This window comes from Ruegeria sp. HKCCD4315 (assembly GCF_013112245.1).
Taxonomy (GTDB): domain Bacteria; phylum Pseudomonadota; class Alphaproteobacteria; order Rhodobacterales; family Rhodobacteraceae; genus Ruegeria.
This window is the reverse complement of the sequence record NZ_WVRN01000001.1, coordinates 1947529-1972145: the sequence shown is the minus strand read 5'-3', so window position 1 is coordinate 1972145 and position 24617 is coordinate 1947529. Positions and strand designations below refer to the sequence as shown.

The window sequence follows — 24617 nt, the reverse complement described above, 5'->3', positions numbered from 1 at the left end:
CGCCCGCCGGGGGAGGGTATGGCGCGAGAAGTGCCTGTGCGAGGTTATCTGATGCTACGTTATATACTGGCTGCTGCCACTTTGGCGGCAACCATGCTGCCAAGTGCGTCCTTCGCCGAGAGGGAAGCAACCGAAACCGCAAAGCAAGAGCTTGTGGCCCGTAACGAATTGCCGGGTCAGAGCTTTCGTGACTACTTCAAGCTGTTCCAGCCGCGCAAAGCCGCGCCTGTCCAAGTGAGCTATTCTAAGGATTGGCTTGACCAGCAACCGAAAGCCACAGGTGACGAGAACTGGAAGTGCCTGTCTGAGGCACTGTACTTTGAAGCGCGTGGTGAAAGCGTGCGCGGACAGTTCGCCGTTGCCGAGGTTATCCTGAACCGGGTCAAAAGCAGCCGCTTCCCGGACTCACTCTGTGGTGTAATCCGTCAGGGTACGGGTAAAAAATACCAGTGCCAGTTCACATACACATGCGATGGCCGCAAGGAAGTCATCCATGAAAAGAAAGCCTATGAGCGCGTGTCAAAAGTAGCCCGTGCGGCGATTGACGGTATAGCCAAAGAGCTGACCGAAGGGGCGACCCACTATCACACCACCGCAGTGCGCCCGTCCTGGTCGCGCGTTTACAAGCAGACTGCGCGGATTGGTGTGCACATCTTCTATCGCCACAACTATCGGACAGCGAGCAACTGATTGACGCACCCGCGCTGGAAGCTTGATGGCGCGGGGAAAGTTGCAGTCTATATTACGAGCCAGGAGGCCCGTAATGCTTTTTACACGAAGACACATTCTGAAAACGGCTGCTGCAGCCGCGACGCTGCCGCTTGCGGCACGGGCCGATTTCCCGTCGCTTGAAGCGCGCGAAGCCCGGCAACGTGTTGCGCCCGACGGATTTCCTGACACAACAGTTTGGAGCTTCGATGGCTCTGTCCCCGGAACCACCATAAGGGTTGGGCAGGGCAGACGTGTTCAGCGCAAGCTTGTGAATCAGCTTCCCCAACCGACCTCGGTTCATTGGCATGGAATCCGAATAGAAAACGCCATGGATGGTGTGCCCGGTTTGACGCAAGATGCGGTCGAAACGGGAGGTTCCTTTGACTATGACTTCGTCGCGCCTGATGCCGGGACCTATTGGTACCATTCGCATAACAGGTCAATCGAACAGGTTGCGCGGGGCCTTTACGGGCCGCTGATCGTGGAAGAGGCACAAACGCCAGATGTCGATCAGGACCTGATACTGATGCTGGATGATTGGCGATTAAACCCGGAAACGGCGCAGATAACAGACGATTTCGACAACGGCCATGATCTGAGCCATGCGGGTCGGCTTGGCAATATCGTCACCGTAAACGGGTCGTTTGACCCAGCCTTTTCTGTGCAAAGGCATGAACGCCTTCGACTGCGCTTGATCAATGCCTCTAACGCCCGGGTCTATGATCTGGATCTCGACGGTCTTTCAGGTTGGATCGCTGCCCTCGACGGCATGCCGCTGGAAACTCCGTTACAACTGTCAGGATCGTTCCCATTAGCACCTGCACAACGTGCGGATCTGATTGTCGACGTCGTCACCGAAGGTGATACCGCCAGTCTCGTCAGTGTTGAACGGGATGGTGCCTTTGGTCTGGCGCGGTTCGACGTTACAGGCGATGCCGCAAAGGCGCAAAGGCAGAGCGTGTCAGCATTGCCGCCCAATCCTTTGCCGGAAATCAAGAATATTGAAGATGCACCCTTGCATAAAATGGTTTTGCAGGGCGGTGCGATGCGATGGTTGGAAAGCGCGCGGCTTGGCGCAACCGAGTTGTCAGGCCGTGAACTGGCACAGCTGGGTCGGTTCTGGGCGCTGAACGGTCATGCAGAACGGCCCGATGATCCATTTCTGGATGCCGCTATCGGCAGCCTGCACAGGGTGGAGTTCGTGAATGAAACAGCCTTTCCACACGCGATGCATTTGCATGGGCATCACTTCCGCTTGGTTCTGGATGACGGTTCCCTTGGCCCTTGGCGCGACACTGTTCTGGTGGGGCGGGGGCAAACTCGCCAGATCGCTTTGGTCGCGCACAATCCGGGCGACTGGCTTTTGCATTGCCATATGCTGGGACATGCCGCATCCGGCATGATGAGTTGGTTTAGGGTCGCCTGACGCCGCAATCGGCGGTTGGAATGGCGCTTGTTTGAGTGCTATAGGCCCCGGCAAAGCCTATAGTAGGCAATCTTTGCAACGAGCCCGAAAAGGCCTGACCCATGAGTTCTGAAATCCGCCTGGCATTTGCACACCCCTCTGAGAGGTCCGAGGCGACTTCTCCCCGAGGACCGCTGGATCGCATTTCGCTGCGCGATCACATCGTTGAAGTCGAAATCGGTGCCTTTCAGGCCGAACGGGGCACAACCCAACGAATTTGCTTTAACATCGTGGTCGAGGTGCGCCCGCTGACTGCCGATATTGACGACGACGTTGATCGGATCCTGTCCTATGACCGGGTCACCGAAGCCATAGCCTTTGAATTGGCTGCAGAACGCTTGAACCTGCTCGAGACGCTGGCGGAACGCGTGGCGGAGCGCATTCTTCTTGAACCTCAGGCCGTAAGGGTCTTTGTTCGCATCGAAAAACTGGATCGCGGTCCGGGGGCTTTGGGTGTTGAAATCGTACGTGGGAAGGACTCGGTCCATCACGAAATGGTCGAAGAGGAACGCCCGCATCCGCGTCTAGTTTACCTGTCGAACGAAGCCATTTCCTCGGACAATCTGACCGGTTGGATCGATCAGTTGGAGAACCGCCAGCGCCCGTTGATCCTGTGCGTCGGGGCGTCGGATCTGGACGCGCCCCAAACTGGCCACGCGATGACGCAGCGCCGTATCGATTTGCTGGCTATTGAACAGAATGCATGGGTTCTAGCTGCACGAGATCACCGCTGCGTGGTGGTTTCCACCCGGACGGAACTGGATTGGGCGATGAAGAACGGACAGATCTGTGTTTGGGCCCCGTCCAAGATTGTGTTGGATGCGGTTGACGGTCCTTCTGCTGCGCCATCTGATGCTGTGGCCCTTGCTGCCTGGTTCGCAGCAACCTTTGAAGCCAGCGAAATGCTGGTGATCGGCGGCGCATTGCCAAAAGAACCCAAAACGCCCTTGCGCGCGGTTGCCGTGGATCAGGCTCAGCTGTGAGCACCTATTACAGACCAATGGTTCAGCATGGCCCTGTACGCCCTGTAGGCGCCGTGCCGCTGGCGGGTCAACCGCTTTGGTTCACCCATGTTGAAGCCTTGCGGCGCGGGGCGGACCCTGAGGTTATTGCGGTATCAGAGGTTCCGTCTGACTATCTGGGCCGTTTGACCCAAGCGCGGGCAAACATTGCGGGCTTGGACATGCAGGTGCCGCATATCATGGGCATTCTGAATGCCACGCCGGACAGTTTCTCGGATGGGGGCGTCCACAGCTCGGCAGAAGCCGCGCGTACGGCCGCCGCAGATATGGTCGCGCAAGGGGCCACGATTTTGGATATTGGTGGGGAATCTACCCGCCCCGGCGCTGATTTTGTGCCAGCTGACACAGAAATCGCCCGCACACGCCCTGTGATTGAGGCGATCCGGGCTGAAACGGATGCTCTGATCTCGATCGACACGCGCAAGGCCAATGTGGCCAAAGCTGCCTGCAATGCCGGGGCCGGGTTGGTGAACGATGTTTCAGGCTTTACCTTTGATCCAGATCTGGCACCGTTTTGTGCAGCACAGGGCGCCCCGGTTTGTGTCATGCACATGCAGGGCGATCCGGCCACGATGCAGGACAATCCGCATTACGACGATGTTTTGCTGGATGTGTACGACTTTCTGGAAAACCAGATTGCACTGCTGGAAAATTTGGGTCTCAGCCGCGATCTGATCATTATTGATCCCGGCATCGGCTTCGGCAAGACCGAGGATCACAATCTGACCCTGCTGCGCAATCTCAGCCTTTTTCACGGTTTGGGCTGCCCGATCCTGCTGGGCGTGTCGCGCAAAGGTTTCATTGGTTCGATCGGGCAAGAGCCACGCAAGACTGCGCGCGCGCCGGGATCAATTGCCGTGGCGCTGGCAGGATTGTCTCAGGGCGTGCAAATCGTTCGCGTGCACGACGTGGCCGAGACCTCTCAGGCCTTGCGCCTATGGGCTGCTGTCCGGTAATCCGGTCTCACGACAAATCACGGAGTGACACGTATGCGCAAGCTGTTCGGAACCGACGGGGTGCGGGGCACCGCCAACACGCATCCGATGACGGCGGAAATGGCCTTGCGCATCGGGGCTGCGGTTGGGCGGTACTTTCGCCGTGACGCAACCGGTGTGCACCGGGTTGTCATCGGTAAGGATACACGTCTGTCCGGTTACATGCTGGAAAACGCGCTGACGGCTGGTCTGACCTCGACGGGTATGAATGTGCTGCTTCTGGGGCCCGTACCAACGCCTGCCGTTGGTCTCATGACGCGGTCCATGCGCGCTGACTTGGGGGTCATGATCTCGGCCAGCCATAATCCGGCAGAAGACAATGGCATCAAGTTTTTTGGACCCGATGGCTATAAGCTGTCGGATCAGGCCGAGATCGAGATCGAACGGTTGATCGACGAAGGCGTCCAGCCTGCTCAGGCACGAAATATCGGCCGGGCGCGTCGTGTCGATGATGCGCGGTTTCGCTATGGCGAGCGTGTGAAATCGTCCTTGCCCCGTGACGTGAGTCTGGATGGTCTGAAAGTGGTCATCGATTGCGCAAACGGCGCGGCCCACCGCACTGCGCCCGAGGTTTTGTGGGAACTGGGCGCTGATGTCATTCCAGTCGGCGTTTCGCCTAACGGAAAGAACATCAACCTCAATTGCGGATCCACAAAGCCGCAACTGGCCGCAGAAACGGTTGTGGCCCACGGTGCAGATGTCGGTATCTGTCTGGATGGCGATGCGGACCGGGTTGTTGTGGTCGACGAAACCGGTCAAGTGGCCGACGGCGATCAGCTCATGGCGTTGCTTGCAACGGCTTGGAAGAGGTCGGATCAGTTGAAAGGCGATGCTCTGGTAGCGACGGTGATGTCCAATCTGGGCCTCGAACGTCATCTGACAGGGCAGGGGTTGCGTCTGGAGCGCACGGCTGTCGGCGACCGCTATGTGGTCGAGCGGATGCGGGAAGGTGGTTTCAACCTGGGCGGTGAACAATCCGGCCATATCGTGATGAGCGATTATGCCACCACCGGTGACGGGCTTATGGCGGGCCTGCATTTTCTGGCTGAAATGGTCTTGTCGGGGCGCAAGGCATCGGATTTGTCGAAACAGTTTGAAACGGTGCCGCAGTTGCTGAAAAACGTGCGCTATACCAGCGGGCAAACTCCGCTAGAGGTTCAGAGTGTTCAGGCCGCCATCGCAGATGCCGAAGCGCGACTGAACGGGCAGGGTCGGCTGCTGATCCGCAAATCCGGGACCGAACCGCTGATCCGCGTCATGGCCGAGTGCGAAGACGACGGGTTGCTGACTCAAGTCGTCGATAGCATCGTAGCCGAGGTCGAAGCCGCCACGGGTTAACGTCCGAACAGAACCTTGCGCAGGCTGAACCATTGGCTGATCGCCATGCCGGTCAGGATCAGGCCCAAGGCAATGTAAAAGCGCAGGGGCAGGGCCTCGGACAGGATCCATGCGCCGAACACCATCGACCAGATTGGAACCTGATAGTTCACCAATGTCAGGAAAACCGATCCGGCGCTGCGGGTGATCGAAACGCGCAGCAGGGTAGCAAAAGCGGTTGGGACCAATCCCAACACAATCAAGGCGATTGTCGGGCGTGGTCCTTGCCACGTCGGCAGACCTTCGGTGAGCAGCATGATCGGTAACAGAAGTATGGCCCCGACCACCAGTGTCAGGGCCGCCAGCACCACGGGATCGACCGGGGGGCAGCGCCGGGTCATCACAGAAGAACTGGCGTAACACAGTGCCGCAGTAATACAGGCCAATTGTGCCAACGGTTCCGCCCCTTGACCCAACTTTGCAAGGCCAGGGCCGATCAAAACCAATGCGCCTGAGAACCCAAGGCACACCCCCAGAAAGCGGCGCAGGTTCAGCGGTTCATCCGAGAAGAAATGCGCAAGCGGCAGCACCATCAACGGGATTGCGGCCATGGATAGACCTGCAAAAGCCGAGGGCACAAATTGCTGTCCCCAACTCAGCAACATGAATGGAACGGCTGTGGACAGGACACCGATCAGCACAATCGAAGTGCTGAGCGCTGGTGTCAGAACCGGCAGTTTGCGACCGGTCGCCCACATCAAAAGCAGCAGGGTCACAGCGCCCAGCGTCGTCCGAGAGGTCGCAACTGTGATCGGGCCATAGCCTTCAATCGCCATGGCAACGACCATGAATGTCGCGCCCCAGATGAGGCCCAGCGTGAAAACGCCGCTCCAATCCTGTTTTGTTGGCTGTGGCACCATTTGTTCGTCCTGCTGCGGCTGCGTGAAACGGAAAAAAGGTTAATCTGACCAGGTGTTTATGGGCCGCGCCGCTTTTTTGTGCAAACGAAAAAGGGCGACCACTCGGGCCGCCCTTGTGCTGACAGAGGTCAGACTTAGTTCTTTTCTTTGTCGACCATTTTGCCGGCCGAAATCCACGGCATCATGCCGCGCAGTTTCGCACCGGTTTCTTCGATCATGTGCTCGTCATTGGCGCGGCGCGACGCTTTGATGGTTGGCTGGCCAACGGCGTTTTCCAGCATGAAGTCGCGAACGAATTTACCCTGCTGGATGTCGTTCAGAACCTCTTTCATGCGCGCTTTGGTCTCGTCGTATTTCAGGATGCGCGGGCCGGTGACATACTGGCCGTATTCGGCAGTGTTCGAGATCGAGTAATCCATGTTGGCGATGCCGCCTTCGTAGATCAGGTCAACGATCAGCTTCACTTCGTGCAGACATTCGAAATAGGCCATTTCCGGCGCGTAGCCGGCCTCGACCAGAGTTTCAAAGCCGCAGCGGATCAGTTCGACCAGACCGCCGCACAGCACGGCTTGTTCGCCGAACAGGTCGGTTTCGCATTCTTCGCGGAAGTTGGTTTCGATGATGCCCGAGCGGCCGCCACCAATGGCCGAGCAGTAGGACAAGCCGATTTCCAGCGCTTTGCCTGTCGCGTCATTGTCAACTGCGACCAGGCAGGGCACGCCGCCGCCTTTGGTGTATTCGCCACGTACGGTGTGGCCTGGGCCTTTGGGGGCCATCATGATGACGTCGACGCCTTCTTTCGGCTCGATCAGGCCGAAGTGGACGTTCAAGCCGTGAGCGAACGCGATCGCAGCACCCGGCTTGATGTTGTCGTGGACGTATTTCTTGTAGGTTTCAGCCTGCAGCTCGTCGGGCATGGTGAACATGATGACGTCACACCAGGCTGCCGCTTCGGCGATGCCCATGACTTCCAGACCTTCCGCTTCAGCTTTCTTGGCCGAAGGCGAGCCTTCGCGCAGGGCGATGACCAGGTTCTTGGCACCCGAGTCACGCAGGTTCAACGCGTGGGCGTGACCTTGCGAGCCATAGCCCAGGATGGCCACTTTTTTGTCTTTGATCAGGTTAATATCGCAATCGCGATCGTAATAGACGCGCATTTCGCCGGTCCTTTCAGGTTAGATTGCGGCGGTTTTACATGCCTGATCGTATTTTGGCGATAGCGTTGGGCTTGAGTATTTGTGAAAAAGGTGAAGAATAATTCGCAAAGAGTAAGAAAAGTAAAAAAATCATGCTTGATGACATTGATCGGCGCATCTTGCGCCATTTTCAGGCCGCGCCAAGCCTGACAACAGCAGAACTGGCTGATCTGTGCCGGATCAGCGCCGGGGTCTGTTGGCGGCGGATCGAAAAGATGCAGGCGGCCGGGATTATCGAAGGACAAGAGGCCGTGATTGATTGGACCGCCATGGGTTATGCGGTCGAGGTTTCGCTTCGGATCACGCTGGATAAGACACAGGCGCGGGCCTTTGACGAGTTTACCGAGGAAGCGCGCGATGTGGCCGAGGTAGTTGAGATCCAGACCTTTCTGGGACGTGTGGATGTACGCCTTTCGGTCATTGCCAAGGACATGAACCACTACCAACAGCTGTATCGCGATCGGATTCTGACCTTACCTCATATCGCCGACATCGAAGCGCTGATGCATATCGCGCGGGTCAAACGGGATGAGGTGCTGCCGGTATGATCGAGTTGGACGAAGTTGACCGCCGCTTGCTGCGCGCTCTGCAACAGGACGCGACACAAAGCGCGGGTGCGTTGGGGCGCAGGTTTGAATTGTCTCAACCCGCCACCTGGCGGCGTATCCGCCGGTTAGAAGAAGCAGGGATCATCAAGGGGCGGCGTTTGCGCTTGAACGCCGAGGCGCTTGGCTTTGGGGTAACGGTGTTTCTGGGTGTGAAACTCGGGCGAAAAGGTCAGATCAGTCTTGAGGATTTTGAACGCGCCGTAAGTGCCATTCCCGAGGTGCAGACCGTCGAGCATGTTCTGGGCTTATATGATTATCGCCTGCGCGTTGTCGCACGGGATTTATCTGATTTTGAACGTGTGTTGCGGCGCCGGATCATGACCTTACCCGGTGCAGGGGATGTCGAGGCAAACGTTTTGCTGAGCGAAGAACGCTTGCCCGGACCGCTTGGTTGAGATGCCTCAGTATTTTGTACGGACGCAATACCCCGGATGGTGGGTCATACGGGCGAACGTCAAAGGTTTATCCTCTTTCCACGTGGTGCGTTCCATCTGAATCATGGAGGTGCCTGTTGTGGTGCCCATAAACTCTGCCAGTTTTGCGTCGGCCGAGATCGCGCAGAAGGCGATTTCTGCCTCGGTGAATGGGGCTGCGTGCAGTAGCCATTCATGCGGCCCGTGTCCGCTCAGGTCAGCGGTTTCCACATCCGGGACCGCGTCGATATTGATCCAGCGCTCTTCCAACTGAAACGGTCGGTTGTCCGCGTAGTGCATACATGTGACATGCAGAACGCGCATGTCATTGGGCAAATCCAATTGCGAAGCTAACCAGCCGGGGCTTTCCACGACGTTACGCTCGACCAAAGCATAGCGATAGGTCGCGTTTTGGCTTTCAACCATTTGACGGGCCAGAGAAAACTCAAGCTTGGCGTGTTTGCTTGGTTCCTTTTTGACCCGCGTTCCGCTTTTACGTTTGCGCTCAACAAAACCCTGTTCGGCCAATTCCCTTAGGGCGCGGTTCACAGTGGCACGCGCGCAATTGAACTCTTCGGCCAATTGCGTTTCGGTTGGTAAAAGCGATCCTTGTGGCCAGACGCGGCTTTCAATACGCCGTTTAACTTCGTCTCGAACGGACTGGAAGCTTATCCGCTTTTGTATAGTCACGGGTGGAATTATCCCTTCAAGTATAAAGTGTGTGCATCTGTTCAGAAGCAAGCAGAAGTGTAAAGGGGAAGGTGACACTACTTGGCGTCATTTATGGGTGATTCAGCAGGATCTGGCGCAGCATTTGTGATTAAGCGCAGCATGCCGTTGCGTCACCTTTTTTGTCGCGAAAGTGCTTTACGGAGGCTGGCAAAGAGATCAGGTTCTCGAAAACGTTTTTGGAAAGGATGAGGAATGCCAGCGTTATTGGATACCGTTGACCCGAACGGACTTGAAGAGTTTTCGGTGGTGTTCACCGACCGCTCGCTGAACCACATGTCGCAGAAATTCCAACAGGTCATGCGGGACATCTCGGACATGTTGAAAGAGGTGTATAACGCTGAAGGCGTCGCTGTCATTCCCGGCGGTGGCACCTATGCTATGGAGGCCGTAGCCCGTCAGTTTGCGCGGGGGGCGGATGTTTTGGTGGTTCGGAACGGGTGGTTCTCGTACCGGTGGAGCCAGATCATCGAAAGCGGATCCCTGACGCAAAGCGCTACAGTTATGAAGGCCCGTCAGACAGGCAACTCCAGCCCGTCGCCCTTTGCGCCAGCCCCCATTGAAGAGGTTGTCGAAGCCATTCGGTCGCAAAAACCGGGCGTCGTGTTTGCCCCGCATGTTGAAACATCTGCCGGTGTGATTTTGCCTGATGATTATGTGACCGCTTTGGCAGCGGCCGCGCATGAGGTTGGTGCGCTGATGGTGTTGGATTGTATCGCATCTGGGTGCGCTTGGGTGGATATGCGGGCGACAGGCGTCGATGTTCTGATTTCTGCCCCCCAGAAAGGGTGGAGCGCATCGCCTTGTGCTGGCCTTGTCATGCTATCCGAGCGGGGCGAAGCTCGTTTACAGGAAACAGACTCCGACAGTTTTGCAGTGGATCTGAAAAAGTGGCGTCAGATCATGCAGGCCTATGAAAATGGCGGTCATGCTTATCACGCAACGATGCCGACCGACGCGTTGTTGGCCTTCCGCGATACCATGGCAGAGACCAAAGATTACGGGTTCGAGAAACTGCGTGAGGCGCAATGGGCACTGGGTGACGGTGTGCGGTCCATGTTGAAGGACAAAGGCATCGTTTCAGTAGCTGCAGATGGTTTTGGCGCGCCCGGCGTTGTCGTCAGCTATACTTCGGACCCCGACATTCAGAACGGCAAGAAATTTGCGGCGTTGGGGATGCAGATTGCTGCTGGCGTGCCCCTGCAATGTGATGAGCCCGAAGGGTTCAGCACCTTCCGACTAGGTCTGTTCGGGCTGGACAAGCTCTACGATGTGGATGGCACCATCGCGCGTTTGAAACGGGTGTTGGATCAGGTTCTGTAAACTGACCGGGCCTTAGCGAACGCCAAGGCCCATCTGCATCAACGTCTTGCGTACGGGCGGCAGGGAATAGAGCGCGCTCAACCCCATGGCCCGTGCATCGCGCAACGGACGCGCCTCGATCATCGAGGCGCGGTTCAACAGGTCGATGCCCTTAACCCGCATTTCGACCTCGGTATGGCGGGCCTTGTGATAAGCGTCCAGCATCTGAGCATCGCCCAGCCCTTCGGGGCGGGCTTGCGCCAGATCCATCAGGCAGCGCAGATCACCCAAAGACATGTTCAACCCCTGAGCGCCAATCGGCGGCACAACATGCGCGGCCTCGGCCATTATGGCAATGCGTTCGCCAGACAATCGTTCCGCCGACTGGCTGATGATCGGCCAGATCGTCCGGCGCGACGCCAGCTTCAATGGGCCAAACAACCCGCAGGACCGTTCGGTCATAGCGGCCTCAAATGCTTCAGGCTCGAGGTTCAGAAGGTCGATGGCCTTCGGACCACGCTCCATCCAGACAATGGCCGAGGATGGCTGTCCCTGCCAATCGGGTAAGGGGACTAGCGTGAACGGCCCACCGGATCTGTGAATTTCAGTCGAGACGTTGTCGTGTGGAATGGGGTGGGTCACCGCAAAAGCCAGCGCTTTTTGCCCGTACCGTGTTGTGTGAACCGATATTCCTGCGGCCTCTCGCATCGGTGAATTGCGGCCATCGGCTGCGAGAACCAGTTTACACCGGACGCGGCTGCCATCGCTCAGCCCAACGCGGGCTTCGGCGGTCCGCGTGAACAGGCTGGTTGTAGCTGTGTCGGGGCGGAAATCGACATTGGGAAAGTCTGCCAGTCGCGCCACCATTTCCCGGCGCAGAAGCCAGTTGGGCAGGTTCCAGCCAAAGGGCTGATCGGAAATGTCGGCGGCATTGAAATCGCGTACAACGCGCGGTTCGGGCACGTCTCCGCCTGCGTCTACGATACGCATGATTTGCAAAGGCGCTGCATGGGCGTCCAGACGCGCCCAAAGCCCGCACTGTTCGAGCAATCCGTGCGCAGGCTGCAGAAAGGCGGTGGTGCGCAGGTCTGAACCGTCCACATCCCGCTCAGTGATCGGAGGGGTCGGGTCCACGCAGATCACGTCAAAGCCTGCTGTTCCGAAAACCGCTGCTGCGGTCAGGCCGGCGATGCCACCGCCGGAAATCAGGATGTCACAGCTGTCAGTCATGGCGCCTCTCATCGGTTTGGGCAGAACCTAGTTCGGTTCGACCCCAAGCGCCAAGTGACATCCTGTCCCGTGCCTCAGCCCCGCGAAATCAGGACGAGAATCAAAAACATCACCGGCACCATCATCAGGGCAGGTATGAAGAGACCGGGCAGGCCGAACAACATGATGGAACAGCCCCACATGCTGAAAATCGCACCGGCGGTGTAATACAGATCTTCGGCCTTGCCATTGACCGCATCGCGGGCCAGCCACCCGAATACAGGGATTGCAAAGAAAAGGCGCTGCCACATCGGCAGGCGGCCGGTCATCTCGATCGCGGTCATTTAGGTCTCCATCTGTTCGTCGCTGATGTGCATATAGGGACGAGGATGCAGGTGCAGAATGTGCGGATCGTCGCAGTGTGACAGCCTATCGCAGGCGGGCCAGAAACGCCGTCAAATCGTCCGTGTGATGGTGGATGTGATCGGCGTCATGCGGGTCAGGCGCCACGTGCACAGTCCGCATTCCCATCTCGTGCGGCGCCGCCAGATTGCGCGGATCATCCTCGAACATGGCAGCTTTTTCAGCTTGGATACCATCCTGGGCAAAGATGGCCTCAAAGGCTGCTTTTTCGGGCTTTGGCCGATAACCTGCATGTTCCACGCCATAGATTGCATCGAACAGTCCGGAAAGGCCGCGCGCCTCAAGCACCCGTTCGGCGTAAGGAGCGCTGCCGTTGGTATAGACAATACGTCGCCCGGGCAGGGCGCGAATGTGGTCGGCCAAGGCCGCATCCGGGTCCATATGGCTCATGTCCACTTGATGAACGGCGTGCAGATACGGGTCCGGGTCCAGATCATGTTCGGCCATCAATCCGGCCAGCGTGGTGCCGTATTCGCGCCAGTAATGCGCCCGCAAACGGTCCGCTTCGGCCTGCTCTACACCTATGGCCCGCATGACATAATCCGTCATCAGAACTTCGATCTGATCGAACAGACGCATGTGTGGCGGGTAAAGGGTATTGTCCAGATCGAACACCCACTGTGTGACATGAGAAAAAGCCGGTTTGACCATAAGCAGGGTGTAGGGCGCGGGCGCGATGTTTTCAATGCTCTACTTGATCGTTCCCCCTTTGGACGGATAGACATGTCCGAACGAGGAGATAATGAACCCCATGAGCCAGACCCGATCCCCCACCAAGGATGCCTACAGCCTGATACTCGAAGCTATCGATGTGGGTGTCTACAAGCCCGGTGATCGTCTGGTGGAAAGCGAGCTGGCCGAACGGTTCGGAGTGTCACGGACGCCGATCCGCGAAGCGCTGCAGCGGCTTGAGACACAGTCACTGCTGGAACGGGACGGGCGGTCGCTGATTGTTGCCTCGCTGGATCACAACCAGATGGCTGAGCTGTATATCGTACGTCGGGAACTGGAGGGGTTGGCTGCGAGCCTCGCGGCCAAACATGCGACCGAAGAAGAGATCAAGGTTCTGCAGGAGATGGTCATCGAAGACGACAAACTGGTTGATGACCCATCAGCCTTGTCGCGCGCGAACCGGCGCTTTCATGAGCAGATCCATCTGGCATCTCATAACCGCTATCTGGTGCAGCAACTTGATCTTGTGCACCGGACAATGGCTCTGATGGCAACGACCTCACTGGCGGTGCAGGGGCGTGGAGAAATCGCCCAAAGTGAACATAAGGGCATTGTCGAAGCCATTGCCGCAAGGGATGAAGAGGCCGCAGCACGGGCACTGAAGGACCATATCTCGATCGCGTTCATGACGCGACTGAAACAGGATGCAAGCCTGCGCGACAAATAAGTATCAGGCCAGCGGCTGATCTTCGCTGGCTTGCCCATGTTGGGTTTTGTCCCAGAAGAAGGGATTCGTCGCCAGTTCCCACAAAGCTTTGTAGGCGGCAACCACGCCCAACGGGTAGTACAGAGCCATGGTTGGAACCCAGGGCAACAAAAACCGCCGCTCGCGCGCCCAGACGGCAATGCATCCGACGCAAACACTCAGCGCCTCGGTTGTCAAAAACAGAATTATAAGTGCGGTAGCTACCTGTTGTGGAACAACTTGCGCCATTGGATTAACCAAACCCAGCGTCGACAGCCAGAAAAGCCATAACACAGGGGCCAGTAAGAATTGCCCCAACGTGCCCAGAAAAAACGCCTGAAACCCTAGAAACTGCGCGACACCCAGATCGCGCAGCAGTTTCTGAGGGGATCGCATGTGCACGAGATACGTTACCATGAAACCCTTGAGCCAGCGTGAACGCTGCTTCACCCAAGGCCAGGCGCGAAAATTTGCTTCTTCATAAGTTGTGGTGTCCACCAGTTCGGTCCGGTATCCGGCCCGGCACAGCCGCACGCCAAGATCGGCATCTTCGGTCACGTTGTGGGCATCCCAGCCGCCCAATTCCAACAGCTTGTCTCGACGAAAGAAAAAGGTGGTCCCACCCAGTGGAACGACAAGTCCCATACGCGCAATTCCCGGCAGGATGATGCGAAACCAACTGTTGTATTCGATGGTGAAGCAGCGAGAGCGCCAGTTTGTGCGCGGGTTGTAGTAGTCAAGGCTGCCCTGAAGACACACGACCTGCGGAGCGGCCAGCGTGAAATGTGCGACCACCCGTTCGATCTGATCCGGTTGCGGCGCGTCTTCGGCATCCCAGACGCCAACATAGTCGCCTCGGCAAAAGTCCAAAGCATAGTTCATGGCACGTGGTTTGGTGGTCAGCCTGCCCAATTCGGGCACCTCGACGATCCGCATCCAACTGGGCAGATCCACTTGCGCCAGAGTTGCGCGCGTGACTTCGTCCTTTTCTTCCAGGACCAAGATGACGTCCAGAAGCGCCTTGGGGTAGGTCAGTCGTTTCAACCGGTGCACAAGCGCATTCGCAATCTCGCGCTCTTTGTACAGTGGCACCATGATTGAGACGCAGGGCTGGCGTAACGGGATGGCTGCATCAGACGCTTCTGGCTTCTGACGAAAGCTGTGGCGCAAATAGGCAAAAGTACCGGCAAGGCGAAGAACAGCAAAGAGAATTAAAGTTCCCACAGCCGCGGCAAGCAGGGTCGCCATCCCAAACCACGGGAAAGCAAAAAACAACGCAATAATTCCAAGCGCTGAAACAGACGGTACGATGCGCGACCCAATCGTCCAGTTGCGGCAACTTTGATCCGCATCAACCCGTGTTTCTGCAGCCTCGGCCAAAGGGCGTGAAAACTGTCGGGCAATAGTGCGGTCGATCTGATCAGAAGCCGCAAGAACTGGAATGATCGTGTAGTCGCAATCCCGCATGTTGTTTGTGACAGCTGGAAACCGATCCGGACGCGCGGTCGCAACCAACAGGAGCGGGCCAACCCGCATCCACGGAATCACGTTGTGTTTCAACCAAAAACCTACCGGTTTCAGGTCGCACAGCCCCGGCATAGGCGGGATCTGTTCCAAGTCCGCAATCTGCCAACCGGACTGGACAGACAAGGCGTTCAGGACGTCTTGCCTGGTGGCAAACCCTTCACTCACCAAAATTTCGCCCAAAGGCGCGTTTTGCTGGGATTGCAAATGCAAGGCGTGGTCAAGTTCCGACTGTGTCAGAGTTCCGCCTTCTACCAGACAGGTGCCCAGCGGTTTTCGAAATCCGGGGGCTGGGATTGGAGACGCGGTTGTGAAATTTTGGAGATTTAGCTCAATCATAAAAAGAACCCTGGCACAGTTACCCGTGCTCAGGGTTGTTCAATCAAGGTTAACGTGCCGTTAACACTGCACAGTTTGAGTGTTATGCGCTTTGCTTTTTCTTTTCCATGGCGTCGGCGAAGCGCTCAAACAGATAGAAACTGTCCTGAGGTCCGGGGGACGCTTCCGGGTGATACTGAACCGAATAAACAGGCCGGTCTGTCATGCGGATACCGCAGTTCGAGCCGTCAAACAGCGACCGGTGGGTCTCTACAACGCCGTCTGGCAGGGACTGAGCATCAACTGCAAAGCCGTGGTTCATCGATGTGATCTCAACTTTGCCGGTGTCCAGATCCTTGACCGGGTGGTTTGCGCCGTGGTGGCCGTGGTTCATCTTGACCGTCTGGCCGCCCAAGGCCAGCGCTAGCATCTGGTGGCCAAGGCAGATACCGAAAACAGGCAGATCTGTGGTGTCCAGAATCTCTTTGATCATCGGTACGGCGTATTCCCCGGTCGCCGCCGGATCACCGGGACCGTTTGACAGGAACACACCATCGGGCTGGTGGGCCAGCACTTCGGCAGCAGTTGCCGTTGCAGGTAGAACCGTCACATCACATCCCGCAGACGCAAGGCAGCGCAGAATGTTGCGTTTCGCACCGTAATCGACGGCCACAACCTTGTGCGCAGGGGCTTCCTGACGCGTGTACCCGTCAGGCCAGGCCCAACGCATTTCGTCCCAGCGATAGCTTTGAGCACAGGTTACGTCCTTGGCCAGGTCCATGCCCTCCAGGCCGGCAAATCCACGTGCGGCTGCCACCAGCGCTTCGATGTCAAAATTGCCCTCGGGGTCATGGGCCAACGCGACATGAGGTGCGCCTTGTTGGCGGATGGCACGCGTCAGGCGACGGGTGTCGACGCCGCCGATTGCGATGCGGCCGCGACGGGCCAGCCAGCCTTTAAGCTCTTCGGCTGAACGCCAGTTCGAAGGCTCGGTCGGGTCCCATTTAACGACCATGCCTGCAGCAACCGGATCATTGGTTTCGTCATCTTCAGGGTTCACGCCGACATTGCCGATATGCGGGAAGGTGAATGTCACGATCTGACCGGCATAAGATGGGTCGGTCATGATTTCCTGATACCCGGTCATGGCTGTGTTAAAGCACAACTCGGCCACTGTTTGTCCGGTGGCACCGAAGCCTATGCCGTAAAACAATGTCCCATCGGCCAATGCCAGACATGCGGTGGGCTTGGACGGGGCGTTCTGGGCCATGGCGCGACTCTCCTGCAAGGTAAACCGGCGCATACCTAAGGGGGTTGGGCGCTTGGGTCAAGTCTGTTCAAATTTTTGGCTATTGTTGTTTTTCAATGACTTAGGGGTATTCACTCCCTGTTGTGTCAGGCTTTTTGTTTAGATATGGTCGGGGTTCCGTTGTCATGGGGATGGACAAACCAAATGGACATGCGATCACGGGTGAATGCCGCCCTGAAGCAAGCAATGAAGGACAAAGCAGCCGAGCGTCTGTCGACGTTGCGGTTGATCAACGCGGCCATCAAGGACCGCGATATCGCGGCGCGCGCCTTGGACAACGAAGAAGTCAAAGGCTGCGGTGACGCTGAGGTGCTTGAAATCCTTGGTAAAATGACCAAGCAACGCAAAGAAAGCGCGCGTGCCTATGAAGAAGGCGGTCGTTTGGATCTGGCCGAACGCGAGATGCAGGAAGTTGCGGTCATTGAGGAATTTCTGCCCAAGCAGCTGGATGATGACGAGGTGTCAAAGGCGATTCAGACTGCGATCACCGCAACCGGGGCCGGATCCATCCGAGACATGGGCAAAGTCATGGGTGAGTTGAAGACTCGTTACACCGGACAGATGGATTTTGGCAAAGTTGGCCCGATGGTCAAAGATCACCTCTGCGCCGCATCGAATGGCAACTGCTGAGACATCAAAATGAACGATGACCTACTGCGCGACCGGTTCGCGCAGTCTTGTGCTGAGTTCGTCATAAAGCGTTATCCGCTCATCTTCCGATAAAAACGAACCGATCTCGACCTCTCGCCCGTCACCGACAAGCGTGACATAGTGGGGGACGGGGCCACCTTTCTCATGCATTTCCGTCCTTGCCCAAAAGCGGTTGCAGGACCATTCCTGCTGGTCTTTGCCGGGTGTGTAGTGCACCAGATGCGCTTGCGTATCAGACAGTGTCAAAACCTCGAAAACGCTGCGTGCGCGATAGTTGGTCTGAATGGCCAACCAAAGGCCAAATACCGTGATCAGAAGAAAGGGTAACAACCCCCACAGAACCACGGACCCCAGCATGGCCAGCAAGGGGATCAGGCCAAACAGGAACACAGAAAGTATAGTGATCATAGCTCCGCGCGGAGGCAGAGAGTTGTGCGGCCACAGGCGCAGTTCTTGTTCCGTTTCGGACGTCTGATTCCATGTATACGGCATATCGCGAACATAGCGCAGGACGTTCTTGTGTCGACGGGTTTTGATCAGATGACGTGCCCGACACGGGCCCAGGACAGGGCATCGTCCAAACGGTCATCTCCCCAGAACACTTCTTGCCGGACAACAAAGCTTGGCGCGCCAAATACACCCAGTTTCACGGCCGTTTCAGTTTCAGCCTCAAGCGTTGCAATGACGTCTGCGCTGCGGGCTCGTCCCAGCGCCAGACGAGGGTCTTGCTGGCAGCGCAACAAGGCCTCGGACAGGGCGCTTTCGCTTCCGGCTTCGATACCTTCCTCGAACCAGATGCGGTACAAAGCCTGGGTAAAGGATTTGCCCCATCCTTCTTTCATTCCCAGAACGGCGACCTGATTGGCCAAAGCCAAGTCTGAGACCGGGTAGGGCGCGGGCAGTTTGGCATGAATGTGGTACTTGGCACAGCGCCGCTCAATGTCGCGCCACATATAGGCTGATTTCACGGGTTTGCCTGCAAAGGGAACGTTCTGCTGGGCCGACATGACAGTGCGCACGTTGAAGGGGCGCCAGTTTACGGTGGCGTCGTGTTCGGCACACCACTCATCCAAACGCATCACGGTGAGGTAGGTATAGGTGCTGCCGATAGAGTACCAAAAGTCGATTTCAGGCATAGACGACCCTCCGGCTGTCTTGCCTGCATATGATACCTGATTTTGCTGCAATTGGCGAACGTGAAGCACGCGCAAAGAAAAACCCCGCCACTTGGGCGGGGTTTCTTTGGATCATGTTGGGGTTAGTGCGCGTGGCCCTTGTCCCAGTCTTCCTGCTTGGGCAGCTGCTCGAACGTGTGTTCGGGCGGCGGCGAGGGCAGGGTCCATTCCAGTGTGTCGGCGTATTCGTTCCACGGGTTCGGACGCGTCTCTTTCGCGCCACGGAACAGGGCGTAGAACACAATGCCGAAGAACAGCAGGAACGAGGCGAACGAGATGAACGCACCAATCGACGATACGAAGTTCCACTGGGCGAATGCCTCGGGGTAGTCGATGTAGCGGCGCGGCATGCCTTGACGGCCCAGGAAGTGCTGCGGGAAGAAGGTCAGGTTGGCGCCAATGAAGAACATCCAGAAGTGAACCTTGCCCCAGAACTCGGAATACTGACGGCCTGTCATCTTCGAGAAGTAGAAGTACACGCCAGCGAAGATCGCGAAGACAGCACCCAAGCTCATCACGTAGTGGAAGTGGGCCACGACGTAGTAGGTGTCGTGATAGGCACGGTCGACACCAGCCTGCGACAGAACCACACCGGTCACACCACCAACGGTGAACAGGAAAAGGAAGCCAAAGGCAAACAGCATCGGAGTTTTGAACTCGATCGAGCCGCCCCACATGGTCGCAATCCACGAGAAGACCTTAACGCCTGTCGGAACCGCGATGACCATCGTGGCCAGCATGAAATAAGCCTGCTGACGCAGCGACATGCCAACGGTGTACATGTGGTGCGCCCACACGACGAAGCCCAGAACACCAATCGCGATGATCGCCCAGACCATCGGCAGGTAGCCGAAGATCGGCTTGCGCGCGAAGGTCGCAATGACGTGGCTGATGATGCCAAAGCCGGGCAGGATCACGATGTACACTTCTGGGTGGCCGAAGAACCACAGAATGTGCTGATACAGGATCGGGTCACCACCACCGGCCGGGTCAAAGAAGGTGAAGCCGAAGTTGCGGTCCATCAGCAACATGGTGATCGCGCCTGCCAGAACCGGCAGCGACAGCAGAATCAGCCACGACGTGACGAAGATCGACCAGCTGAACAGCGGCACCTTGAACAGGGTCATGCCCGGGGCACGCATGTTCAGAAAGGTGGTGATCATGTTGATCGCGCCGAGGATCGAGGAGGCGCCCGATACGTGCACGGCAAAGATCGCAAGGTCCATGGACATGCCGCCCTCGGTCGTGGACAGCGGCGGATACAGAACCCAGCCGACGCCCGAACCAAGCTGGTCGTTACCGCCGGGGCTGAGCAGCGAGGCCACACCCAGCGACGTACCGGCGACATACAGCCAGAAGGACAGGTTGTTCATCCGCGGGAAAGCCATATCCGGCGCGCCAATCTGCAACGGCATGAAATAGTTGCCAAATCCGCCGAACAGGGCGGGAATGACCACGAAGAACATCATCAGAACACCGTGATAGGTGATCATAACGTTCCACAGATGCCCGTTGGGGGTACATGGGTCGGCCATGAAGCCTTCCAGACACATGTACTGAACGCCCGGGTGCATCAGCTCGAGCCGCATGTAAACGGTCATCGCCACCGAGATCAGACCGGCCAGGGCCGAAACGATCAGGTACAGAATCCCGATGTCCTTGTGGTTGGTCGACATGAACCAGCGCTGGAAAAAGCTGCGCTCGTCTTCATGGTCGTGACCATGAATGGCTGCGTCTGCCATTATAGGTGCCTCCTGTTGCAACTACACCGCGCAGTCGGACCTCTCCAACGCGCGGGATTCCTGCTGGTTTTAGATTGCGAAGAGAGCACCTTCAATGGCCGAGTTTGATCTGGATCAAGATTAATTGTCGCGGGCAGGGGGCTGCCCCGCGATTTTCAGGCCTCGAACGGCATCTATCTGGGGATGCTCGCCCGGTTTTCAAGCCATAAGCACCGGGTTGAAACAGGCGCTTGGCAGATATCCGCCTTGACCGTCATGAACTGGCGTCTCAGAACTACGCCGACACCCGCAATCCGGAGACTGAATATGGCTGACTACGATCCAGACAACATCTTTGCCAAAATCCTGCGCAATGAGATCCCCTCGACCCGTGTGTACGAGGATGACGAGACGCTGGCGTTTATGGACATCATGCCGCGATCCGATGGTCATTTGCTTGTGATTCCGAAAACCCCATGTCGCAATGTTCTGGATGCCACGCCCGAGCAACTGGCGGCGGTGATGAATACCGTTCAAAAAATGGCGCAGGCCGCCAAGGCGGCATTTGATGCGGATGGGGTGACGATCCAACAGTTCAATGAAGCGGCAGGCGGGCAAGAGGTCTTCCACCTTCATTTTCACGTTCTGCCGCGTCACGAAGGCGTGTCGATGCGCCCGCCGGGGAACATGGGCGACTTCGAACAGATCGCGCAGCACGCCGAAAAGATCAAAGCTGCTTTGTAAAGCTGGGTTTCAGTTTTACGCCTGCGACGGATTTTTGACCAGCACTCTTTAAAGGGGCGCGAAGTTCAGTCGTCTATCAGGCAGGGGAAAGAGAATTGCCGTTCCGATTTGGGGTCGGAACGGCAGACTCGTAACCAAACACTTCTCGGATTTCGAGGGCGAGCCCTGGATCACCGGTTAACATACCACTCACTCTTGATTGGCAGTTTCATATTACTCGTTAACGGTCCCTTTGTATCTAAAAGAGTTAAAAATTAGCTGAAGAAACTGATAAACCCAGGGCATTCAGGGTTAATTGCGTAAGGCTTCGGAAACAGAGCCATTCGCCTGAGCATATTGTTCTGATACTTGCGCGCTAACACCGATTCGCCTTGCGGTTCGATGGGGTTTTCACGCGTCTTTTGAGCCAAAGACCTCAGTAAACGTCTTCTCCAAAGCTGCATCAAGATCAGCCATAGTGACGGGAAGCCCCAGATCAACCAGAGAGGTCACGCCATACTCAGTTATGCCACACGGCACGATGCCTGAGAAATGCTCCAGATCCGGTTCCACGTTAACCGAGATGCCGTGAAAGCTGACCCATTTGCGCAGGCGCAGGCCGATGGCCGCGATCTTATCTTCTGCTGGCTTGCCGGTCACTGTCAGCGGCTTGTCATCGCGGCGGACCCAAACACCAACGCGCCCGTCGCGAATCTCACCGTGTACATTGAATTCAGCCAGCGCCGAGATCACCCAAGTCTCCAACTGCTTCACAAACTGGCGTACATCGCGTCCACGCCTGTTGAGATCCAGCATGACATAGGCCACACGCTGACCGGGCCCGTGATAAGTGTATTCGCCGCCGCGCTTGCTTTCATAGACCGGAAACCGGTCAGGATCGGTCAGGTCCTCAATCTTGGCTGAGGTGCCTGCGGTGTAAAGGGGCGGATGTTCCAGCAGCCAAACGCATTCTTCAGCGTCGCCACGCGCGATCCCTGCGACGCGGGCCTCCATGAAGGCCACGGCGTCGTCATAGCTGGTCAGACCATCGGTGATTTTCCATTCCATGCCGGCCTCATATCCGCCCATAGCGGTCAGGGGAAGGGGTCAGGCGGCCTCGGACAGGCATCGTTGCAAGACTTGCGCATAGGTTTCGGTCCCTTGCGCCCCAGTCAGCAGGTATTTTCCGCCAAACACCATGGACGGTACGCCGGAAATACCTCGGCTGGTCCAGAATTGCTGTTTCTCGCGAACGGGGCCCGTGTGTTTGCCACTTTCAAGCGCTTGCCGAGCAGCTTCCGCATCAAGCCCGACTGATCGAACGGCATCCAGCAAGACCTCAGTGTCCGAGACGTCCTTCTGCCGGGTAAAGTACGCATCAAATAGGGCAAGTTTCAGCGGGTGTTGTCGACCTTGCCCTTCTGCCCAATCCAGCAACTGATGTGCGGCAAACGTATTCACCATCCGGCTTTCGTCGCCGAAGTTGAACGTAAACCCCAACTCTGCGCCAATCGACGTGAGCCTGTCCCGCGCTTGCTGGCTTTGTTCGGCGGTGGTTCCGTATTTCTCCATGATATGGTCGCGCAGGTTTTGACCTTCGCGTGGCATATTCGGGTTCAACTCGAACGGATGCCAGCGCAGCCGGGCCAAAACACTCATTTGCTGCAAGGCCGTGTCCAATTGTTTGAAGCCAACAATGCACCACGGGCAAACCACGTCTGAAACGATGTCGATCTGTACAATAGGGCGGTTCTCGGTTGAGGTCATTTCGGGTTCCTGTCAGATCGGATGTGTGGTGATCATTCAGCTAGATAGGTCTGCTGCGCGGTAATTTAAACCAGAGCGTTTTTGCCTCTTCACATCGCGCGCGCCAACGTCTATACGCCGCTCTACCAAGTCACTGGCAGTGCGGTCGTGGCGGAATTGGTAGACGCGCAGCGTTGAGGTCGCTGTGGGGTAACTCCCGTGGAAGTTCGAGTCTTCTCGACCGCACCAGAACTAGCTTGATCAGTTGGTTTTTGGCCTTATAAACAAGGGCATTCAGCATTTTCCGAGTGTGTCGCATAACGCAAACAGCACACACGGACAGCACACAATGGCCTTTGAATTGACTATCAAATACGTAGACCAAATCAGTGACACTCAGTGGCGTTTCCGCAGAAGGTGGCCAAAGAGGGTGCGCGAAATTCTTGGTGAGGACGCTTACCAGAAGCACATTAAGGCACGTGATGGAGCCGCCTTTCAGCGCGAGTATCAGTTTCACCTAGGAAATTTTGACGCCATTGTTGAGGACACCCTTAGGCGGCACCCTGAGGTTGATAACAGGTCGGCCACTCAGAAGTTCATCGATACCCAGCGCCTAGCAGAGCAATACATGGAGGGTGTTCAAGGGTTGGACCCGGAAGATAGCTGGACCCGTGGTGTAGTGGGGCACAGTCTGGCTGCCCGTGGAGAGGACCCAGAAGTGGTAGCGGCTGTCCTGAACCCTAATCGAGAGCCCCCGAAGCCCTCGCTGGCCGACATGCGAGACACCTATGCAAAGGACAAAGGTTTGGCCGAAGACCGAAAGGCGATGGTGAGAATTGACCGCACCTTTGGCCGACTGAAGGACGCCCTAGGCAAGCCCCTTGAAGATGTGAGCATTGAGAGTATCGACCGCCAGACTGCGCGTAGCTTTATGGACCATCTGCTTGGCCTCAAGAAAGCCTACGGACAACCTCTGGCCCTGAAGTCGTGTCAACGTGAGGTGATCATAGTAGCCGCTGCCTACAACCATGCTGTCAGGGAATTGGAGATACCATCTGAGCGAAACCATTTCGAGCGTCTGCCTTGGCCTAAGGAACAGGTTAGCTCACTGGATAAGAACGTCCCGCTACCAGACAGCGTTGTCGACGCCGTGCAAAAGACCTTGGAGGGTGGTCGCAGCAAAGACCTTCCTGTTATGTGGCGGGTGCTGAAGGGTACCGGGATGCGCCTAGGCGAAGCCTGCGGTCTGCGCATCAGCGATGTGGACCTGACAGGGGAAACTCCATCCATCCTTATCACCCCGAACGAAATAAACGGCATCAAGAACAGCAACAGTGACAGGTACGTTCCAATAGCCTCAGACAGCCTCAGGGAGCGTGTTGAGGGGCATAAGGGTAACCAGCCTTTATTCCCTTCTTATGGCCGTGACGGAGGCCCTACGGCTGCCTCTGCGGCTTTGATGAAAGCTGTTAGAAAGAACACTGACGACAAGCGCATGAAGGTCCACGGGCTTCGACACAGAGCAAGCGATAAGCTGAGGGACGCAGGTGCACCTGTTGAGGTGCGTCATGGTTACCTTGGGCATTCCGCCCAATCGGTAGCAGAGAATACATATGGGGGACGTGAGGCACGGCTTCGAGAGTTCGCTAGGTGGGGCGTGAAAGCGGGACTTTAAGTTGGTTATTAGGCCGTTGTCCTGCCGTATTGGCTGTTTCAGACATGA

General features: G+C 56.9%; 25 protein-coding genes and 1 tRNA gene. 13 read left to right on the top strand and 13 right to left on the bottom strand.

Annotation, left to right across the window (positions count from 1 at the left end; all coding sequences use genetic code 11):
• The first annotated feature begins 51 nt into the window (after positions 1-51).
• From GS646_RS09855 to glmM, 5 genes are all read left to right on the top strand, one after another.
• Complete coding sequence (locus tag GS646_RS09855) at positions 52-690, top strand: cell wall hydrolase (RefSeq protein WP_171089376.1); 639 nt, start codon at positions 52-54, stop codon at positions 688-690.
• 73 nt (positions 691-763) lie between these two features.
• Positions 764-2137, top strand: coding sequence for a multicopper oxidase family protein (locus GS646_RS09850; protein WP_171646788.1), 1374 nt, complete (start codon positions 764-766; stop codon positions 2135-2137).
• Between the two features lie 101 nt (positions 2138-2238).
• Positions 2239-3159, top strand: a complete 921-nt coding sequence (locus GS646_RS09845) for a dihydroneopterin aldolase (RefSeq protein ID WP_171646790.1) — start codon at positions 2239-2241, stop codon at positions 3157-3159.
• Positions 3156-4154, top strand: coding sequence for a dihydropteroate synthase (gene folP, locus GS646_RS09840; RefSeq protein WP_371732066.1), 999 nt, complete (start codon positions 3156-3158; stop codon positions 4152-4154). The genes GS646_RS09845 and folP overlap by 4 nt, the downstream gene beginning before the upstream one ends.
• Before the next feature lie 33 nt (positions 4155-4187).
• Positions 4188-5531, top strand: a complete 1344-nt coding sequence (glmM, locus tag GS646_RS09835) for a phosphoglucosamine mutase (RefSeq protein WP_171182713.1) — start codon at positions 4188-4190, stop codon at positions 5529-5531.
• Here the strand turns inward: glmM and GS646_RS09830 are convergent.
• Both GS646_RS09830 and ilvC read right to left on the bottom strand, forming a co-directional pair.
• A complete protein-coding gene (locus tag GS646_RS09830) occupies positions 5528-6430 on the bottom strand; it encodes a DMT family transporter (RefSeq protein WP_171646792.1) in 903 nt (300 codons plus the stop codon). The genes glmM and GS646_RS09830 overlap by 4 nt on opposite strands.
• 134 nt (positions 6431-6564) lie before the next feature.
• Positions 6565-7587 carry a ketol-acid reductoisomerase gene (gene ilvC, locus GS646_RS09825; protein ID WP_039534886.1) on the bottom strand — a complete coding sequence of 341 codons (1023 nt, stop codon included), beginning with the start codon at positions 7585-7587 and terminating at the stop codon, positions 6565-6567.
• Positions 7588-7718: 131 nt separating this feature from the next.
• Between ilvC and GS646_RS09820 the strand changes: the two genes are divergently transcribed.
• Positions 7719-8174: an Lrp/AsnC family transcriptional regulator gene (locus GS646_RS09820; protein WP_171182717.1), complete on the top strand. Its 456-nt coding sequence runs from the start codon at positions 7719-7721 to the stop codon at positions 8172-8174.
• On the top strand, positions 8171-8629 hold the full coding sequence (locus GS646_RS09815) for an Lrp/AsnC family transcriptional regulator (RefSeq protein WP_171182719.1): 459 nt from the start codon (positions 8171-8173) through the stop codon (positions 8627-8629). The genes GS646_RS09820 and GS646_RS09815 overlap by 4 nt, the downstream gene beginning before the upstream one ends.
• Before the next feature lie 6 nt (positions 8630-8635).
• On the opposite strand, the gene GS646_RS09810 is transcribed toward GS646_RS09815, so the two are convergent.
• Positions 8636-9337 carry a GntR family transcriptional regulator gene (locus GS646_RS09810; protein ID WP_171182720.1) on the bottom strand — a complete coding sequence of 234 codons (702 nt, stop codon included), beginning with the start codon at positions 9335-9337 and terminating at the stop codon, positions 8636-8638.
• A gap of 234 nt (positions 9338-9571) precedes the next feature.
• Between GS646_RS09810 and GS646_RS09805 the strand changes: the two genes are divergently transcribed.
• Entirely contained in the window at positions 9572-10699 is a 1128-nt protein-coding gene (locus GS646_RS09805) for an aminotransferase class V-fold PLP-dependent enzyme (RefSeq protein WP_171089395.1), read from the top strand.
• A gap of 12 nt (positions 10700-10711) precedes the next feature.
• On the opposite strand, the gene GS646_RS09800 is transcribed toward GS646_RS09805, so the two are convergent.
• The 3 genes from GS646_RS09800 to GS646_RS09790 all read right to left on the bottom strand — a co-directional run bounded on the left by GS646_RS09800 (position 10712) and on the right by GS646_RS09790 (position 12961).
• Complete coding sequence (locus tag GS646_RS09800) at positions 10712-11908, bottom strand: UbiH/UbiF family hydroxylase (protein WP_171182722.1); 1197 nt, start codon at positions 11906-11908, stop codon at positions 10712-10714.
• Positions 11909-11982: 74 nt separating this feature from the next.
• A complete protein-coding gene (locus GS646_RS09795) occupies positions 11983-12231 on the bottom strand; it encodes a hypothetical protein (RefSeq protein WP_171182724.1) in 249 nt (82 codons plus the stop codon).
• Between the two features lie 85 nt (positions 12232-12316).
• The gene (locus GS646_RS09790) at positions 12317-12961 is read right to left on the bottom strand and encodes a pyrimidine 5'-nucleotidase (RefSeq protein WP_171182726.1); all 645 of its coding nucleotides are present in this window, start codon (positions 12959-12961) and stop codon (positions 12317-12319) included.
• Positions 12962-13061: 100 nt separating this feature from the next.
• Between GS646_RS09790 and GS646_RS09785 the strand changes: the two genes are divergently transcribed.
• Positions 13062-13709, top strand: coding sequence for a GntR family transcriptional regulator (locus GS646_RS09785; protein WP_171089400.1), 648 nt, complete (start codon positions 13062-13064; stop codon positions 13707-13709).
• A gap of 3 nt (positions 13710-13712) precedes the next feature.
• On the opposite strand, the gene GS646_RS09780 is transcribed toward GS646_RS09785, so the two are convergent.
• On the bottom strand, positions 13713-15590 hold the full coding sequence (locus tag GS646_RS09780) for a glycosyltransferase family 2 protein (RefSeq protein WP_171646795.1): 1878 nt from the start codon (positions 15588-15590) through the stop codon (positions 13713-13715).
• Positions 15591-15672: 82 nt separating this feature from the next.
• Positions 15673-16839 (bottom strand): glutamine-hydrolyzing carbamoyl-phosphate synthase small subunit, encoded by a 1167-nt coding sequence (gene carA / locus GS646_RS09775; protein ID WP_171182729.1) that lies wholly within the window; start codon positions 16837-16839, stop codon positions 15673-15675.
• A 183-nt stretch (positions 16840-17022) separates the two neighbouring features.
• Here carA and GS646_RS09770 point away from each other — a divergent pair, with 183 nt between their 5' ends.
• Positions 17023-17508, top strand: a complete 486-nt coding sequence (locus GS646_RS09770; protein WP_171089410.1) for a GatB/YqeY domain-containing protein — start codon at positions 17023-17025, stop codon at positions 17506-17508.
• Between the two features lie 21 nt (positions 17509-17529).
• Here the strand turns inward: GS646_RS09770 and GS646_RS09765 are convergent, their stop codons facing one another.
• From GS646_RS09765 to ctaD, 3 genes are all read right to left on the bottom strand, one after another.
• A complete protein-coding gene (locus GS646_RS09765) occupies positions 17530-18021 on the bottom strand; it encodes a DUF2244 domain-containing protein (RefSeq protein ID WP_171182731.1) in 492 nt (163 codons plus the stop codon).
• 44 nt (positions 18022-18065) lie between these two features.
• Positions 18066-18665, bottom strand: a complete 600-nt coding sequence (locus tag GS646_RS09760) for a 2-hydroxychromene-2-carboxylate isomerase (protein WP_171182733.1) — start codon at positions 18663-18665, stop codon at positions 18066-18068.
• Positions 18666-18787: 122 nt separating this feature from the next.
• Positions 18788-20446, bottom strand: a complete 1659-nt coding sequence (gene ctaD, locus GS646_RS09755) for a cytochrome c oxidase subunit I (RefSeq protein ID WP_171089416.1) — start codon at positions 20444-20446, stop codon at positions 18788-18790.
• Positions 20447-20752: 306 nt separating this feature from the next.
• Between ctaD and GS646_RS09750 the strand changes: the two genes are divergently transcribed.
• Positions 20753-21169 (top strand): HIT family protein, encoded by a 417-nt coding sequence (locus GS646_RS09750; RefSeq protein WP_171646797.1) that lies wholly within the window; start codon positions 20753-20755, stop codon positions 21167-21169.
• A gap of 390 nt (positions 21170-21559) precedes the next feature.
• On the opposite strand, the gene lipB is transcribed toward GS646_RS09750, so the two are convergent.
• Both lipB and GS646_RS09740 read right to left on the bottom strand, forming a co-directional pair.
• Positions 21560-22216, bottom strand: a complete 657-nt coding sequence (lipB, locus tag GS646_RS09745; protein WP_171646799.1) for a lipoyl(octanoyl) transferase LipB — start codon at positions 22214-22216, stop codon at positions 21560-21562.
• A 39-nt stretch (positions 22217-22255) separates the two neighbouring features.
• Positions 22256-22915 (bottom strand): DsbA family oxidoreductase, encoded by a 660-nt coding sequence (locus tag GS646_RS09740; protein WP_171646801.1) that lies wholly within the window; start codon positions 22913-22915, stop codon positions 22256-22258.
• A gap of 141 nt (positions 22916-23056) precedes the next feature.
• On the opposite strand from GS646_RS09740, the gene GS646_RS09735 reads away from it, so the two are divergent.
• Together GS646_RS09735 and GS646_RS23205 are read left to right on the top strand one after the other, a co-directional pair.
• A tRNA-Leu gene (locus GS646_RS09735) sits at positions 23057-23143 on the top strand.
• A gap of 181 nt (positions 23144-23324) precedes the next feature.
• Positions 23325-24569, top strand: a complete 1245-nt coding sequence (locus GS646_RS23205) for a site-specific integrase (RefSeq protein WP_171182739.1) — start codon at positions 23325-23327, stop codon at positions 24567-24569.
• Positions 24570-24617: the final 48 nt, after the last annotated feature.

Coding starts and splice junctions, on each gene's coding strand:
- GS646_RS09855 (WP_171089376.1), top strand. CDS start 52: ATGCTACGTTATATACTGGCTGCTGCCACTTTGGCGGCAACCATGCTG.
- GS646_RS09850 (WP_171646788.1), top strand. CDS start 764: ATGCTTTTTACACGAAGACACATTCTGAAAACGGCTGCTGCAGCCGCG.
- GS646_RS09845 (WP_171646790.1), top strand. CDS start 2,239: ATGAGTTCTGAAATCCGCCTGGCATTTGCACACCCCTCTGAGAGGTCC.
- glmM (WP_171182713.1), top strand. CDS start 4,188: ATGCGCAAGCTGTTCGGAACCGACGGGGTGCGGGGCACCGCCAACACG.
- GS646_RS09830 (WP_171646792.1), bottom strand. CDS start 6,430: ATGGTGCCACAGCCAACAAAACAGGATTGGAGCGGCGTTTTCACGCTG.
- ilvC (WP_039534886.1), bottom strand. CDS start 7,587: ATGCGCGTCTATTACGATCGCGATTGCGATATTAACCTGATCAAAGAC.
- GS646_RS09820 (WP_171182717.1), top strand. CDS start 7,719: ATGCTTGATGACATTGATCGGCGCATCTTGCGCCATTTTCAGGCCGCG.
- GS646_RS09815 (WP_171182719.1), top strand. CDS start 8,171: ATGATCGAGTTGGACGAAGTTGACCGCCGCTTGCTGCGCGCTCTGCAA.
- GS646_RS09805 (WP_171089395.1), top strand. CDS start 9,572: ATGCCAGCGTTATTGGATACCGTTGACCCGAACGGACTTGAAGAGTTT.
- GS646_RS09800 (WP_171182722.1), bottom strand. CDS start 11,908: ATGACTGACAGCTGTGACATCCTGATTTCCGGCGGTGGCATCGCCGGC.
- GS646_RS09795 (WP_171182724.1), bottom strand. CDS start 12,231: ATGACCGCGATCGAGATGACCGGCCGCCTGCCGATGTGGCAGCGCCTT.
- GS646_RS09790 (WP_171182726.1), bottom strand. CDS start 12,961: ATGGTCAAACCGGCTTTTTCTCATGTCACACAGTGGGTGTTCGATCTG.
- GS646_RS09785 (WP_171089400.1), top strand. CDS start 13,062: ATGAGCCAGACCCGATCCCCCACCAAGGATGCCTACAGCCTGATACTC.
- GS646_RS09780 (WP_171646795.1), bottom strand. CDS start 15,590: ATGATTGAGCTAAATCTCCAAAATTTCACAACCGCGTCTCCAATCCCA.
- carA (WP_171182729.1), bottom strand. CDS start 16,839: ATGGCCCAGAACGCCCCGTCCAAGCCCACCGCATGTCTGGCATTGGCC.
- GS646_RS09770 (WP_171089410.1), top strand. CDS start 17,023: ATGGACATGCGATCACGGGTGAATGCCGCCCTGAAGCAAGCAATGAAG.
- GS646_RS09765 (WP_171182731.1), bottom strand. CDS start 18,021: ATGCCGTATACATGGAATCAGACGTCCGAAACGGAACAAGAACTGCGC.
- GS646_RS09760 (WP_171182733.1), bottom strand. CDS start 18,665: ATGCCTGAAATCGACTTTTGGTACTCTATCGGCAGCACCTATACCTAC.
- ctaD (WP_171089416.1), bottom strand. CDS start 20,446: ATGGCAGACGCAGCCATTCATGGTCACGACCATGAAGACGAGCGCAGC.
- GS646_RS09750 (WP_171646797.1), top strand. CDS start 20,753: ATGGCTGACTACGATCCAGACAACATCTTTGCCAAAATCCTGCGCAAT.
- lipB (WP_171646799.1), bottom strand. CDS start 22,216: ATGGAATGGAAAATCACCGATGGTCTGACCAGCTATGACGACGCCGTG.
- GS646_RS09740 (WP_171646801.1), bottom strand. CDS start 22,915: ATGACCTCAACCGAGAACCGCCCTATTGTACAGATCGACATCGTTTCA.